The sequence below is a fragment of the Roseobacter sp. N2S genome (genome assembly GCF_031454055.1).
Lineage (GTDB): Bacteria > Pseudomonadota > Alphaproteobacteria > Rhodobacterales > Rhodobacteraceae > Amylibacter.
Map to the genome: position 1 here is coordinate 421246 of NZ_JAVDQB010000001.1, position 14822 is coordinate 436067.

Sequence of the window (14822 nt, forward strand, 5' to 3'; positions counted from 1 at the left end):
CGCAGGTCAAACTTTTCTGATGAATTTCACAGTTAAAAAACCGTTAAAAAGGGCCTTGATCAGACCCTTGTCCGGCCATTCGGGCGCATGTGAAAACATGGGGCCACTAAACGCGAAAGGATTCCTCCAATGACCTTGATCGAAGTGAATAGTTTTATCGGCGGGCAGTGGATTTCCCCTGCAAAAGACGCGACACAGATCAAAAGTGCGATCACGGGGCAACCCATCGCGTTGTGCGGTCATGGCGGACTGGACATGACCGCCGCCCGCGATTTTGCCGTGAACCAAGGCGGGCCTGCCCTGCGGGAGATGACCTTTCACGATCGCGCCTATAAGTTAAAGGATTTAGCCGCCTATCTGAGCGTGCGAAAACAAGAGTTGTACGAGCTGTCTTATGACACAGGTGGTACGCTTGCGGATCATAAGATCGACGTAGACGGGGGCATTGGAACGGTCTCTGTTTTTGCATCCAAAGGCCGACGGGACTTGCCGGATTCACAGGTCTATCTGGACGGCGAGGTTGAGCAGTTGTCGCGCAAAGGCAGCTTTCAAGGGGTGCATATTTACACGCCTTTACAAGGGGTTGCAGTACATATCAACGCGTTCAACTTTCCTGTTTGGGGGATGCTGGAAAAACTGGCACCGACCCTTTTGGCAGGTGTGCCCTGCATCGTGAAACCTGCCACGGCCACCAGTCAGGTTGCGGCGGCCTGTGTGCGGATGATCGTTGAAAGCGGGCTGTTTCCCGACGGGGCGGTGCAATTGATTTCAGGCTCTGCTGGGACTCTGCTGGATATTCTGGACTGTCAGGACGCGGTCAGTTTCACAGGGTCCGCCAACACTGCGCTTATGTTGCGCAGTACCCCTAATATCCTGCGAAATTCGGTGCGTTTTACCGCCGAACAAGACAGTTTAAATGCCTCGGTTCTGGGGCCGGATGCGGTGGTTGGATCGCCGGAATTTGACCTTTTTGTCAAAGAGGTTTTGACCGAAATGACCGTAAAAGCGGGGCAAAAATGTACGGCCATTCGACGGATTTTCGCCCCCGAAGCTGTTACACGCGATCTGTGTGATGCGCTGGCGGCGGCATTGGCGCAGGTCAAAGTGGGCGATCCCCGTTTGCCGGAAGTCGGCATGGGTGCTTTGGTGTCGGGCGCACAAAAGGCGGATGTCTTGGCGAAATCCGATCTTCTTGCGTCTGAATCCGAATTGGTTTTCGGCGACGGTCCTTTCACTCCGCTGGGTGTTGATCCTGATTTGGGGGCATTTATGGCGCCGCGATTGTATCACGCAACAGACGCCGACGCTGCCCGCCAGATCCATAAAACCGAGGCTTTTGGCCCTGTTTCCACGGTTCTGGGATACCGCGATACAAGTCATGCGGCGGCGTTGGTTAATCGGGGTGGCGGGTCTTTGGTGGCCTCGGTCTTTACGCATGATGCACAGTTTGCAGCAGAAATGGCTATAAAATCAGCCGCTTATCATGGGCGTTTGTATTTCAACAATCGCGACAGCATGGATGAAAGCACAGGCCACGGATCACCGCTGCCCCATATGGTGCATGGTGGCCCCGGACGTGCGGGCGGCGGCGAAGAACTGGGCGGCGTGCGCGGTGTGATGCATTACATGCAGCGCACGGCGGTTCAGGGCAGTCCGGAAATCCTGTCAGCGGTGGCACAAACATGGGTGCCGGGGGCGCCGAAACAGACCCTTGATCGCCACCCGTTTACCCTTGGTTTCAACGCCTTACAGCTTGGCGATACGCTGGAAACAGTCCCGCGCGTTGTGACGCTGGAAGACATCGAAACCTTCGCCCATTTCACAGGTGACACGTTTTACGCCCATATGGATGACACAGCCGCCCGCGCCAATCCGTTCTTTCCGGGGCGGGTGGCTCATGGCTATCTGCTTCTGTCCTTTGCGGCGGGGTTGTTTGTGCAGCCTGATCCGGGTCCGGTTTTGGCCAATACGGGTCTAAATGCGTTGCGGTTTCAAAAGCCCGTTAGTCCGGATGACAGCATCAAGGTGCAGCTTACGGTGCGCCACAAAACCCGCCGCAATCAAGACTACGGCGAGGTTCGTTGGCATGTTCTATTGATCAATCAGCACGGCGAACAAGTGGCCGAATATGAATTGATGACGATGAATGAATACTAAGCATTTACAGCGCGTTATTCGTGCGCTGTAAAGTAGTTTAGCGTTTGAAATCCTCAATGATAGACACGGCTTCGGCGGCGGTTTCTACAAAGTGGAACAGCTTGATATCATCGGCGGAAATTGTGCCAGCTTCGGCCAGAACCTCCCAGTTGATGATAGACCGCCAGAAGGCTTCACCAAACAACAACACAGGCATCCGTTCCATCCGGCCAGTCTGGATCAGCGTCAGGGTTTCGAACAATTCGTCCAGCGTGCCAAAGCCGCCCGGAAACACGGTGATCGCCTTGGCGCGCATCAGGAAATGGATTTTGCGTGTGGCGAAATAGTGAAAGTTAAAGCACAGATCAGGGGTGCAATATTCATTGGGCGCCTGTTCGTGGGGCAAAACGATGTTCAGCGACATGGACGCACCACCTGCATCGGCAGCGCCGCGGTTGCCTGCCTCCATCACGCCGGGTCCACCGCCTGTGACAATCACGTTTTCGCGGCCATAGCTTTCCATGCTTTTGATGGTCATCAGACGGGCGAATTCACGGGCTTGGTCATAGTATTTTGACAGCTCGGACAGGGTTTTGGTGCGGGCTTTATCCTTTTTAGCAGGTTCGGGGATTCTTGCGCCACCAAACATCACTACGGTGCTTTCGATGCCTTTTTCCGCCAGCACCAGTTCGGGTTTGAGCATTTCCAACTGGATTCGCGTGGCGCGCAATTCATCGCGGCACAGGAAATCATCATCGGCAAAGGCCAGCCGATAGGCCGGAGACCGCGTTTGCGGCGTGTCAGGCACGCCCGCTGCCTTGCGAATGTCATCTTCTGCGTTTGGAAATGTCTTTTGTTTTCTTGCCATTGATAAAGCCCTTTGGTTCTGTGGTTGCACCAGCATTGCCTGTCGTCTAGCGTTTTGCAACGTCCGTGTCAGGTCTGGAAATCGGGAAGAAAACATTATGAATTGGCAATCAGAAATTACCGCGGCCCATCAACGGGTGGCCGCCCATGTTGTGCGCACGCCAGTGCTGGATTTTAACGGCTTTGGTTTGGGTCATTCCATCGGCCTAAAGCTGGAGCAGATGCAACACACGGGCAGTTTCAAGGCACGCGGGGCGTTTAACACGCTGTTGTCGCTGGATGTTCCAAAGGCCGGGCTGGTTGCAGCATCTGGTGGGAATCACGGGGCGGCGGTGGCTTACGCGGCGCAAAAACTGGGGCATAAGGCCAAGATTTTTGTGCCCGAAATGGCAGGGCCAGCCAAGATCGCCCTGATCGAACGCTGTGGCGCTGATTTGCAAGTGGTCAGCGGTGTGTACGCCAATGCGCTGACTGCGGCGCAGGCCTATGAACAGGAAACAGGTGCCATGCAGGTGCATGCTTATGATGCGCCCGCCACTGTGGCAGGGCAGGGCACCGTGATGGCCGAATGGGAGGATCAGGGTCTTGACGCAGACACTGTCCTGATCGCCGTGGGCGGTGGCGGCTTGATCGCGGGGGCGATGGCTTGGTTGGGTAGGCGGCGCAAAATTGTGGCGGTAGAACCTGCGCTTGCCCCGACCCTGAATGAAGCTTTGGCGGCGGGTGAACCCACCCAAGTAGAGGTCAGCGGCGTTGCGGCCAATGCGCTGGGGGCAGGTAAAATCGGGCAGATTTGTTTCGATTTGGCCCAACAAACTCAGGTTCACAGTGTGGTAGTTCCCGATGATGCAATCACCGCCGCGCAGATCGCCCTGTGGAAAGAGACCCGCCAACTGGTGGAACCTGCAGGTGCAACTGCCCTGTCTGCGTTGATGTGCGGGGCTTATACTCCTGCAAAAGGTGAAAAGGTTGCGGTGCTTGTTTGTGGCGGCAACTTGTCCGACGATCCTTTTGGTTGATTGCGGTCCTTTGGGTGATTGTGCGAAGGGCGCTTAAACGGTATAGCGCCTTGGAACTTGAGACCAGCAAAACGGAAAATCCATATGTCAAACGCACAGCTTGAATCCGCAATCGAAGCCGCATGGGACGCGCGCGACGAAATTACGCCCGCCACAACAGGCGAAACCCGTGACGCAATTGAATCAACGCTGAACGCTTTGGATAGCGGTAAACTGCGTGTGGCTGAACGCCAAGACAACGGCGATTGGCATGTGAACCAATGGGCGAAAAAGGCGGTTCTGTTGGGCTTTCGCCTGAAAGACATGGAACAACAAGACGGCGGGCCGCAAGGGTCCAGCTGGTGGGATAAAGTTGACAGCAAATTCAAAGGCTGGGGCGATGACGAATGGAAACAGGCTGGTTTCCGTGCAGTTCCAAACTGCATCGTGCGTAAATCTGCCTATGTGGCACCCGGTGTTGTGCTGATGCCGTCTTTTGTGAACTTGGGCGCTTATGTGGACACAGGCACCATGGTTGACACTTGGGCCACCGTGGGCAGCTGTGCGCAGATCGGTAAAAACGTCCACCTGTCAGGCGGCGTTGGCATTGGCGGCGTATTGGAACCCATGCAGGCGGGACCGACCATTATTGAGGACAACTGTTTCATCGGTGCCCGTTCCGAAGTTGTTGAAGGCTGTATCATCCGCGAAGGGTCTGTTCTGGGGATGGGTGTTTTCATCGGCCAGTCCACCAAAATTCTGGACCGCGAAACCGGCGAAGTCATGTACGGCGAAGTGCCTTCCGGCTCGGTTGTTGTGTCTGGTTCCATGCCATCCAAAAACGGTGTGAACCTGTATTGCGCTGTGATTGTGAAACGGGTGGATGCGCAAACACGCTCCAAAACCTCTATCAACGAACTGCTGCGCGACTAAGCCATCGGTTAACAGAAACGGCGCACTGCCTGATGTGGTGCGCCAACAAAGGCAAGTCCTGTGGCAAAACCTGATTCCAAACAACAAGTCTTTACCCTGCTGGTCGAAGTGGGCCGCAGCGACGGCGATGGCCTGCCCAAAAACGCAACAGGTGCTGCCCTGATGTGTTTTGCCAGCGGCATAGACGAAGCCGAAGCCGTGCGCGAAACCGTGGCCATCCTGAAGCAGGCCGATATGGCACCGCTGGATGTATCGGGCTATGGCACCTTGGCCGAACGCCGCGCCGAGGGACATGACATCAACGAAGACGAAGAGGGCCTGATGCAACGGGCCTTGGATGAAAATTCGGTTATCGTCGCCCAAGTCACCCCGTTTTACGACTGATCCCCCCGATTTTCACCTTTCGGTGAACCCCCCGCGCTATTCGGTGGTATTTCGGTGCAAATTTACCGATAACGCTGGCAACACAATCAGCGACGGGGGCTTTCATGCTTACATTATTCTTCGATCTCGACGGGACGTTGATTGATCCCAAAGAGGGAATCACCCTCGCCATCCAGCACGCGCTGAAAGAAATGGGCATGACCGATATTCCCCATGCAGATGATCTGACATGGTGCATCGGCCCGCCTTTGTGGAACAGCTTTGACGTTCTGCTGGGGCCAGGTGCCGATCTGCAAGAGGCCGTGGACCATTACCGTAGCTTTTACACCGATGATGGCATGTATATGGCCGATGTTTATGACGGTGTGGGGGAAATGTTTGACGCGCTGCATCAGGTGGATGCAAAAATCTATGTGGCCACCAGCAAACCCCATATCTATGCGCAGGAAATCATCGAACATTTCGGCATTCATGCCCATGTGGAACGGCTGTTCGGCTCGGAACTGGACGGCACCAATGCGGATAAAACCGACCTGCTGAAATACGCGCTGGATGAAACCGGTGCGGAACCTGCGCAATCGGTGATGATCGGCGACCGGCGGTTCGACATCTTTGGCGCGCGCAACAATGACATCCCAAGTGTTGGCGCGTTGTGGGGCTACGGCGAACCCGATGAACTGCACCAGTCCGAAGCAGACGCATTGGCTGGCGCACCCGAGGAAGTTCCCGAAATTGTGTTTGATTTGCTCGGTTTAGATGCTGACTGACACCATAGCTTGTGACGTGCTGATTGTCGGCGGTGGCCCTGCGGGGCTGTCGGCGGCATCCCATCTTGGGGATGAAATTCACAGTATCGTCGTGCATCAGGACGCCGAAATCGGCCTGCCTGTGCGCACCAGCGGTGGCACATGGCAGCGCGATATGCGGGCGCTGGGCATTCCTGAAAACCTGTATCAGGTGATCGACCAGTTGGATTTCTTCTCGGATCATGCCGAGGCGCGGTTTGCGGTAAAAGACGACAAAATGGCAGTGATGGATGTGACAGGTGTTTATCAACATCTGGCCAGCCTGTCGGACGACAAACGCCGCGAATTGATGACAGGGGCCAAGTTTTTGGGCTGTGTTGAACAAGAAGACGGGCAGTTCCTGTCCGAAATCCGATCCCGAGAGCGGGGCACGTTTAGCATCCTGTCCCGTATGGTGATCGACGCTTCTGGCTGGCAGTCTGCGGTGCTGGAAAGCCTTGGTCTGGGGCAAAAGCCGGAACGTACCGGCGTGGGGATCGAATATGAATTCCCCCGTGGCGAATTTGCACAAAACCGCGCGGTTCTGTTTGTGGGGGCCACGGCGTTAACGGGATATGGCTGGATTTTCCCGACAGCCAACAACCGCTTGCGCTTGGGGGTTGGCGTGATCAATCCAGACACGGATTTAACACCCAGACAGGTAATGGATGCGTTTCAGGACGGTGGTTATGCAACCCGCTACGGCATTGAAATTCCTGAAGATTACGAAGTGAACGCGGGAATTATTCCTTCTGTGGCTTATGATCCTGAACTGGTGTTCGGCAATGTGGTGCGCACGGGCGATGCGGCCAATTTCGCCAGCCCAACCGTGGGTGAAGGCATCCGCATGGCGATCGCTTTCGGGCGGGTGCTGGGCCAGGAAGTCACGGCCCATCTGGACGGGGATGCCAAGGCATTGAAGCGCTATGAAACGGCTGCAAAGCGGGAATTTCAGCGGGATTATACCTTCGGGTTTATGATGAACCAGCGTATTGCAGGCTATACCCCGCAACGTTGGGATAAATCTGTACGCCGGCTTGCCCGCCTGTCAGAGCGCGAGATGACGGCGCTGGTGCGGTCGCGGTTCGGGTGGCAGACGATCTTGCGCACTGTCTGGTTAAGTTTGAAAGCCAAGATCACCGGATAAGGTGCTGATTTTTAGGCTCTATCTTGATTGCCTGATCCCACACAAAAAAAGGCCCTGCCACAAGGGCAGGGCTAGTCAGGCTTCGCGCTCGGGGGCGGCCCCGAACGTCGGCGGTAAACTTTTTATGCGCTTATTTACGCGGTCATTTCGGCGCGGATCTGTTCTCTGAGCAGGTCGATGGGCATGGTTTTGCCCTCTTTGCGAAAGCCCCAGTAAGTCCAACCGTTGCACGATGGCGCGCCTTCCAAAGCAGCACCAACTTGGTGGATCGACCCTTTGCAATCATTGCCGATCAGTGTGCCATCTGCGCGAACTTTGGCGGTGTGCCGTCCGTTCAACGCGTATAGCTTTTCGCCCGGATTCAGCATGCCCCGTTCGACCAACTGACCGAAAGGCACGCGCGGTGCAGCCCGTTTGGATGTAGAAACTTCCAGCGATTGATTGTCGAATTTACGAATGTCTGCGATCCGTTTCTCGGCAACGTCGCGGTAGGCGGCTTCCCGTTCGATGCCGATAAAGTTACGGCCCAGTTTTTTCGCAACAGCGCCCGTGGTGCCTGTGCCAAAGAACGGGTCCAGAACCACGTCACCCACATTGGTCGATCCGATTAACACGCGGTGCAACAAACTTTCGGGTTTTTGAGTCGGATGGGCTTTGTTGCCCTCGGCGTCTTTTAGACGCTCGTGTCCGTTACAAATTGGCAACACCCAGTCGGATCGCATCTGCACACCATCGTTCAAAGCCTTCAAAGCTTCGTAGTTGAAAGTGGGTTTGGATTTTTCCGATTTGGTCGCCCAGATCATAGTTTCATGGGCATTTGTCAGCCGCATGCCGCGAAAATTGGGCATCGGGTTGGATTTGCGCCAGACCACATCGTTCATGATCCAATAGCCGGCATCTTGCAAACAAGCACCCACGCGGAAGATATTGTGATAGGAACCGATCACCCAGATCGCCCCGTTCGGTTTCAGGATGCGGCGTGCGGCGCGCAGCCATTCGCGGGAAAAGTCATCATAGACCTTAAAGCTGGCGAACTGGTCCCAGTGGTCGTCAACTGCGTCCACTTTTGAATTGTCGGGGCGGTGCAATTCCCCTTTTAATTGAAGGTTGTAGGGGGGGTCTGCGAAGATCAGATCAACGGAATTCTCGGGAAGAGCGTCCATCGTTTCAATGCAATCACCAGACAAAATCTGGTTCAGCGGCAGGGAATCCCCGCCGTTGGTAGGTGTACTGTTCGTCATTTTACTGCCTCGTCATCGCGTGATTTTCACGTCGTTGTCCCTAGAATGAGTCATTCTGGATTCGAGGTCAATTTTATTCGATGGCAAGAATAAGACGTTTTTGAGGCAGCCTTATGAACACAATATGTTGTGTATTGGTTTAAAGGAACGCCGATGATGTTGTGTCACACCAAAGGCAGCCAATCCCTCCGAATGGGTCTTTGTTCCGTATCCCGCGTTGGTTTCCCAGCCGTAGCCAGGGAACTGTTGCGAAAGCGCCACCATTATCCGGTCCCGCGTCACTTTTGCCACAATGGAAGCCGCCGCAATCGACAGACAACGCCCGTCGCCTTTGATCAGGCATTCGGATGGGCAGGGCAGGTCGGGCGGCGTTTTGTTGCCGTCGATCAAGGCGAATTCGGGCGGGACAGACAGCGCACCAAGGGCGTTTTTCATCGCCAGTAACGAGGCCTGTAGGATATTGATCCGGTCGATGTCTTCCACGCTGACATGGGCGATGCCCACATCTGCTGTGGCAAGAATCTGGTCGAACAAAAGATCACGCCGTTTGGCGGACAGTTTTTTGGAATCGTTCAATCCCTCTGGAATGTTCAGCGGGTCCAGCACCACTGCGCAGGCGGTGACAGGGCCAGCCCAAGGGCCGCGCCCGACTTCATCAACCCCTGCAATTCGCAGGATGTTTCGCGATTGGCGCAGGGCGGGTTCAATTTCTGTATCTATCATATGCCGTAGGTGCCGTGCCTTGACCCCTATTGCAACCAAAACAAAACAGGCGACACTTGAACGTGCCGCCTGTTTTGTGAATGTCGCATTGTAGCCTGTTGATTTAGCGGCGGTAATGTCCGCCACGTGCAATCGGACGGTATTGGTTCACACAGGCCTGATTGTAGAACCGAACCCAGCCGCTGCGAGTCCATTTTTGGCGCAGACACTGTCTTGGGGGCACAGTCGCATGTTGTGGCGGGCGTACATAATGAACGCGGGGTTGGGGTCTTGGCTGAACATAGACGGGCCGTCTGTAGGTGTGGCTGGAACTGGATTTATTGCTATCATGGACGATAGCACCCAGAACACCCAAGGCCGCCAGACCGATCAGCAAACGGTCTCCGTCGTCACGGGCAAGAGCTGCGGGGGCGGTGAAAGGTGCCGCAACAAGGGCAAAAGCGAGAACACTGGTCAGGGTAAGTTTACGAAACATGGCGGTTTTCCTTTGATCGGGTTGTGCGGTGCGGGGGTGCATCGCGGCATGTCCCGAATGTGCGCCAAACCGCCGTGTCAGACAAAAACACCGCCGTGTTATGGGATAACAACGGGCAAATTTGCCTTTGATATTGTATTACCAGACAGGATTGCGCAGATATTTGCCTATGAAACACAGATTCAAAATTCGGATAGCGGCCCTGCTGCTGGCGTTTGTGGCCTCGGCGAATATCGCGGTGGCGCAGGACAGTTGTTATGCTGACTATAAAGCAAAGCGCTCTGCCTCGGGGTCGTTGCAGTTGCACTACGGTGTGATCCAGTTAAATGGCGGCGCCTGTCGCAATCCACAACGGGCCGCGCAGGCCGTTAGCCGCCGTATTGCATCGGATGGCTGGACATTGTTGCGGGTGGTCTCCACATTCGATCAACGCGGGCTGCAACAGAGACGGGGCAATGCCGGACAATTCTTCCTTAGATACTAACCCCAAGGCCAAGCCGCGTACGTTGTTGTCGCGATTAAAGCCGCGTAATGTTGTGGTGTCGGGATCGGTGCTGGTTCTGGTGCTGATCCTTGTCACGGCGGTTGTGCTGTTTATGGCGCTGCCGGATGCCAATGCGTTCAATGACCGTGTGGCGCGGATTTTTGCGGAAAACGATGCGCTGACCACCGGCGAGCAGATCAAACTGCTAGAGGTGTTGGCCCAATCCGGCACGGCTTTTGCAGATGTTCTGCAAAGTTATCGTCTGATTATTTTTATCCTGTTGCTGCTGGCCTCGGCCTTGTTGCTGTCTGCGCTTTACTTTTTGTTCACAAACTACGGCCTGTCCCGTCGTCTGGATGAGATCGAGCAATTCGGCATCCATATCACCAGTCTGATTGTCAGTCGGGATGAACGGGTGGTTTATATCAACAACATGGAATTCGAGCTGACCGAAAGCATCTGCGAAACCCTGTCTGTGTTGTGCGAGGCCCGTTTGGATGACGAGGTGGTGACCGGCGCAGAGCTGGAAGCGATGATTTCGGGCAAAAACGCCATTGATTGCGAAGAAGCCGCAGGGGCCACTCGCATCAAACGGCTGCGCGACCAGTTGGGCAATCAGATGGTATCCCATCTGTTGATCAAAAACATCAGCCGCAAGGGGTATATGCTATCCATTGATCGGGATGTGATCCGCATGCTGTAAAGCGTGGCGGTTCAGCTATTGGTCAGCGGCTTTTCAGACCGTTGGTTTTTTGTGCGCTAATGCACAGTTACGCCCTTGCCCATACGCTAAATTGCAACAAATTCGCTTTTATGAGAAGCTGTCGCCAGCACGCCGAATCCCATAGTTTTTCCCCGCGCGTCAGCTATTATAAGTTTACAAAGTTCAGGAGGTTTCATGTCATTTTCCTATAAGCATCTGTCCGCCGTGGTGCTGGCAACAGCGTCCTTTGGCGCACCGGTTTTTGCCCAAGATCTCGCCCAGGAAGTCGTCAACGAATATTTCGACGAGATGCGCGCCTCGGGGATGGCGGTCGCGCCGGGTGCGAAAGACGTGTCTGGAACAACAGTCGAATGGCGTGACGTGGTTATCGGCCTGCCCGACGCCAAAGGCAGCTATACGCTGGCCTTTATCAAGGCCGAGGAAATTGGCGGTGGTAAGGTTTCCATCAGCTATCCCGATGAGGTCATCATCAAGATCGACCCTGAAGGAGAACAGCCCAAGATGGATATGGTGCTGCGCACGGATGGGGTTGAACATATTGTGTCCGGCGTCAAAGGCGCACGTAATCACGATATGGCAGCGGATAAGTTGACGGTGATGATGTCATCGGCAGAGCCTGTGTTTTCGTTGAATATTGATGCCAGTGATATCGTGGGGCATCAAGTCAGCTCGGGTGCAGAGATGCTCCACTATAAGGGCGATTTTAAGGTGGCAGGTCTGGATGTGACCTATTCGCTTGATGACGGTAAGACGCAAATGTCTACCGTGGGAAATTACAGCGATCTGGCTGCAGATTTTGACATGGATGCCATCAGCAAGGAAACGCTGGGCCAGTTGTTTGACGGCACGCGCAATGTCTCGGTCAATTACACCATGGGGTCGGTTTCAGGCACCACGGATATGACAACGCCCGATATGGCGATGATTATCGACACCAAAGGGGGCAGCACGGTTGGCACGCTAACAGTGCAGGACGGCACCTTTGACATGGGCGGTACGGCACAGAACGTGGCCTATAACGCAAAGTTGAAGAACATGCCGATGCCGCCGTTTTCGGCGGAAATGGAAAATATGACCACCCATCTGAAGATGCCATTGAAAAAGGCCGATACGGCGATGCCGGCGCGGCTACAGTTGGGGTTTGACGGCTTGACGGTTTCTGACACGGTTTGGGGCATGTTTGATCCCACAGGCGCACTGCCCCGTGAAGCAGCTTTGCTGAACATTGATCTGACAGCACAAGTGAAATGGCTGATTGACGCGTTAAATGCGCCTGAGGCGAAATCCATGCCGATAGAGGTGGATAGCGTTGAAATTAATGATATTTCACTGGAACTGGCAGGGGCAAAACTGCATGGAACAGGGGCGGCTGATGTGAATAACGCCACCTTCCCACCGATGCCGGTGGGCGAGTTGAACCTTGATTTGAAAGGCGGCGTTGGTCTGTTGGATAAACTGGTGGCCCTTGGTTTGGTGCCACAGCAACAGGGTCAGATGGTCAAGATGATGTCTGGCATGTTCACGGTGCCGGGCGGCGATGGTGCGGATCATCTGATTTCCAAGATTGAAATGAAAGAAGGCGGTGCGATTCTGGCCAACGGTCAACGCATCCAATAACACCGATTTTCTAGGGTAAAACGAAACGGCAGGGTTTTGCAGCCCTGCCGTTTGTTCTAGAGATCACTAAAATTCTACAGGCGGAGCAGGCATGACAGGCAGATTGTCAGATTTGGCGGAACAAGTCCTTGAGGCAGCAAAGCGCGCAGGCGCAGATGCGGCGGATACGCTTGTGATGGACGGCACTTCTATTTCGATCGAGGTCCGTGCAGGGGCGTTGGAACACGCTGAACGATCCGAAGGGGTAGATCTGGGTTTGCGGGTTCTGTGCGGTGCTCGACAGGCTTGTGTGTCTATTTCCGATGACAGCGCCACCAGCATTGCCACAATGGCCGAACGGGCTGTTGCCATGGCACGCGAGGCCCCCGAAGACCCCACATGCGGTTTGGCAACGCCTGACCAATTGGCACAAAACTGGGATGTGGCAGCGCTTGATCTGTATGACGACAGTTCCGCCCCGTCCCCCGCTGATCTGGAACGGATGGCGCTGGAAGCCGAAGCCGCCGCACTGGCGGTTGACGGTGTGACACAGGCCCAGGGTGCAGGGTCCGGCTATAGCGAGACATCCTTGTTTCTGGCCACCAGCAACGGCTTTCGCGGAGGTTATCGACGCGGGTCTTATTCCACGTCTTGTGTAGCGATTTCTGGCGAAGGCCAAAAGATGGAGCGGGATTACCATGGAGAGGCCCGAAGCCATTACGCCGATTTGCCAGATGCGCGAAGCATTGGCCAATTGGCAGGGGAACGGGCCGTGGCGCGCTCGGGCGCAACCCGCCCGCCGACTGGCGCCTATCCGGTTCTGTTTGACGAACGCATTGCTGCATCGCTGATCGGGCATCTGGTGGGCGCGATCAACGGCACCGCCATTGTGCGCGGCGCCAGCTTTCTTAAGGATGCGCTGGGCCAACAGGTGTTGCCCAAAGGTCTGTCGCTGATCGAAAACCCGCACCGTCCACGGGTTGCAGGCAGCCGTCCGTTTGACGGTGAAGGTCTGCCGGTGAACCAGCGGGCGCTGGTTGAGGACGGTGTTTTGACGGGTTGGACCCTTGATCTGGCGACGGGGCGGAAACTGGGCATGGACAGCACAGGCAACGCCAGCCGCGGGGTGTCTGCACCGCCGTCGCCCTCGGTCGGGAATCTGGCGCTGACGCAGGGTGATGCCAGCCGTGATGATCTGATTGCACAGATGGGAACGGGGTTGGTTATCACCTCGATGATCGGGTCAACGATCAATCCCAACACAGGGGATTATTCCCGTGGGGCATCTGGGTTTTGGGTGGAAAACGGTGTGATCACCGGACCTGTCAATGAATGCACTGTGGCGGGTAACCTGCGGGATATGTTGATGAATATAACGCCTGCCAATGATGGTCGCGCCCATCTTAGCCGCGTTGTGCCCAGTCTGTTGGTGGAAGGCCTGACCATTGCCGGCGCGTGATCTGGACCTGCTGCTGGATGTGGCGGGCGATGCGGGTGACATCGCGCTGAAGTATTTCCAGCAAGACCCTGAACATTGGGATAAAGCGGGAGAACAAGGCCCTGTGTCTGTGGCTGATCTGGAAATCAACCGGATGTTGGAAACCCGCTTGCAGGCGGCGCGGCCGGATTATGGCTGGTTGTCCGAAGAAAGCCCCGACGATCTGGCGCGGCTGGATTGTGCCAAAGTGTTTATTCTTGATCCCATCGACGGCACACGGTCGTTTATTGCGGGTCATGAAAACTTTGCCCATTCCCTTGCAGTGGCTGAAAACGGCGTTGTCACGGCTGCCGTGGTGCATATGCCCGCCAAAAAACTAACCTTTGCGGCCACGTTGGGCGGCGGTGCGACCCTGAATGGCAAACCGATCACGCCCAGTGCGGAAACCCGGATCGCGCTGGCCGAGGCTTTGGTGGCCAAGCCCACTATGGACGCCAAACACTGGCGCGGCGGCATCCCGCCGTTTCGCCGCAATTTTCGCGCCTCGCTGGCCTATCGCCTGTCGCTGGTGGCATGCGGCCGGTTTGATGCGATGATCACCTTTCGCCCTGCATGGGAATGGGATGTGGCGGCAGGGGATTTGATCTGCACCGAAGCCGGTGCAAGTGTCTTTGACACGCTGGGCGCGGTGCCGCATTATAATTCACGCGGCGCAAAAACCGCAGGAATAATCGCCTGCGCCCCGGGACTGCGCACTGACTTGCTTGCCCATGTGATCGGGTGATTGCAAGCCGGGGTGCAAAGGCTTAAATTCAAATCGAAAGACTATCCCGAGGATCGAACCCCGATCATTGCCTGCGTCACCGGATGCGGGTTTGCAGATGAACTCTG

Annotated in this window: 15 protein-coding genes; 11 read left to right on the plus strand and 4 right to left on the minus strand. The window is 55.5% G+C overall.

Translation table 11 applies throughout. The annotated features are described in order from the left end of the window. Positions 1–129 precede the first annotated feature (129 nt). Complete coding sequence (gene paaZ / locus GGE09_RS02100; RefSeq protein WP_309743381.1) at positions 130–2157, plus strand: phenylacetic acid degradation bifunctional protein PaaZ; 2028 nt, start codon at positions 130–132, stop codon at positions 2155–2157. Positions 2158–2194: 37 nt separating this feature from the next. Here the strand turns inward: paaZ and GGE09_RS02105 are convergent, their stop codons facing one another. Continuing rightward, complete coding sequence (locus GGE09_RS02105) at positions 2195–3004, minus strand: TIGR00730 family Rossman fold protein (protein WP_309743383.1); 810 nt, start codon at positions 3002–3004, stop codon at positions 2195–2197. Positions 3005–3101: 97 nt separating this feature from the next. Between GGE09_RS02105 and GGE09_RS02110 the strand changes: the two genes are divergently transcribed. The 5 genes from GGE09_RS02110 to GGE09_RS02130 all read left to right on the plus strand — a co-directional run bounded on the left by GGE09_RS02110 (position 3102) and on the right by GGE09_RS02130 (position 7250). Beyond that, the gene (locus GGE09_RS02110) at positions 3102–4022 is read left to right on the plus strand and encodes a threonine/serine dehydratase (protein WP_309743386.1); all 921 of its coding nucleotides are present in this window, start codon (positions 3102–3104) and stop codon (positions 4020–4022) included. An 84-nt stretch (positions 4023–4106) separates the two neighbouring features. Further along, positions 4107–4934 (plus strand): 2,3,4,5-tetrahydropyridine-2,6-dicarboxylate N-succinyltransferase, encoded by an 828-nt coding sequence (dapD, locus tag GGE09_RS02115; protein ID WP_309743388.1) that lies wholly within the window; start codon positions 4107–4109, stop codon positions 4932–4934. A 60-nt stretch (positions 4935–4994) separates the two neighbouring features. After that, entirely contained in the window at positions 4995–5318 is a 324-nt protein-coding gene (locus GGE09_RS02120; protein WP_309743390.1) for a hypothetical protein, read from the plus strand. 104 nt (positions 5319–5422) lie between these two features. Beyond that, the gene (locus tag GGE09_RS02125) at positions 5423–6085 is read left to right on the plus strand and encodes an HAD hydrolase-like protein (RefSeq protein ID WP_309743391.1); all 663 of its coding nucleotides are present in this window, start codon (positions 5423–5425) and stop codon (positions 6083–6085) included. Further along, positions 6075–7250: an NAD(P)/FAD-dependent oxidoreductase gene (locus GGE09_RS02130; protein ID WP_309743393.1), complete on the plus strand. Its 1176-nt coding sequence runs from the start codon at positions 6075–6077 to the stop codon at positions 7248–7250. The genes GGE09_RS02125 and GGE09_RS02130 overlap by 11 nt, the downstream gene beginning before the upstream one ends. 134 nt (positions 7251–7384) lie before the next feature. On the opposite strand, the gene GGE09_RS02135 is transcribed toward GGE09_RS02130, so the two are convergent. From GGE09_RS02135 to GGE09_RS02145, 3 genes are all read right to left on the minus strand, one after another. Then, positions 7385–8491: a site-specific DNA-methyltransferase gene (locus GGE09_RS02135; RefSeq protein ID WP_309743396.1), complete on the minus strand. Its 1107-nt coding sequence runs from the start codon at positions 8489–8491 to the stop codon at positions 7385–7387. Positions 8492–8602: 111 nt separating this feature from the next. Continuing rightward, entirely contained in the window at positions 8603–9214 is a 612-nt protein-coding gene (locus GGE09_RS02140; RefSeq protein WP_309743398.1) for a ribonuclease HII, read from the minus strand. 103 nt (positions 9215–9317) lie between these two features. Further along, a complete protein-coding gene (locus tag GGE09_RS02145; protein WP_309743400.1) occupies positions 9318–9689 on the minus strand; it encodes a hypothetical protein in 372 nt (123 codons plus the stop codon). A gap of 169 nt (positions 9690–9858) precedes the next feature. Here GGE09_RS02145 and GGE09_RS02150 point away from each other — a divergent pair, with 169 nt between their 5' ends. From GGE09_RS02150 to GGE09_RS02170, 5 genes are all read left to right on the plus strand, one after another. Then, complete coding sequence (locus GGE09_RS02150; protein ID WP_309743402.1) at positions 9859–10173, plus strand: hypothetical protein; 315 nt, start codon at positions 9859–9861, stop codon at positions 10171–10173. Further along, positions 10145–10876, plus strand: a complete 732-nt coding sequence (locus tag GGE09_RS02155) for a hypothetical protein (protein WP_309743403.1) — start codon at positions 10145–10147, stop codon at positions 10874–10876. The genes GGE09_RS02150 and GGE09_RS02155 overlap by 29 nt, the downstream gene beginning before the upstream one ends. Before the next feature lie 195 nt (positions 10877–11071). Next, the gene (locus GGE09_RS02160) at positions 11072–12514 is read left to right on the plus strand and encodes a DUF2125 domain-containing protein (RefSeq protein WP_309743405.1); all 1443 of its coding nucleotides are present in this window, start codon (positions 11072–11074) and stop codon (positions 12512–12514) included. A gap of 91 nt (positions 12515–12605) precedes the next feature. Further along, the gene (locus GGE09_RS02165; protein WP_309743407.1) at positions 12606–13952 is read left to right on the plus strand and encodes a TldD/PmbA family protein; all 1347 of its coding nucleotides are present in this window, start codon (positions 12606–12608) and stop codon (positions 13950–13952) included. Next, positions 13939–14715: a 3'(2'),5'-bisphosphate nucleotidase CysQ gene (locus GGE09_RS02170; protein ID WP_309743409.1), complete on the plus strand. Its 777-nt coding sequence runs from the start codon at positions 13939–13941 to the stop codon at positions 14713–14715. The genes GGE09_RS02165 and GGE09_RS02170 overlap by 14 nt, the downstream gene beginning before the upstream one ends. Positions 14716–14822: the final 107 nt, after the last annotated feature.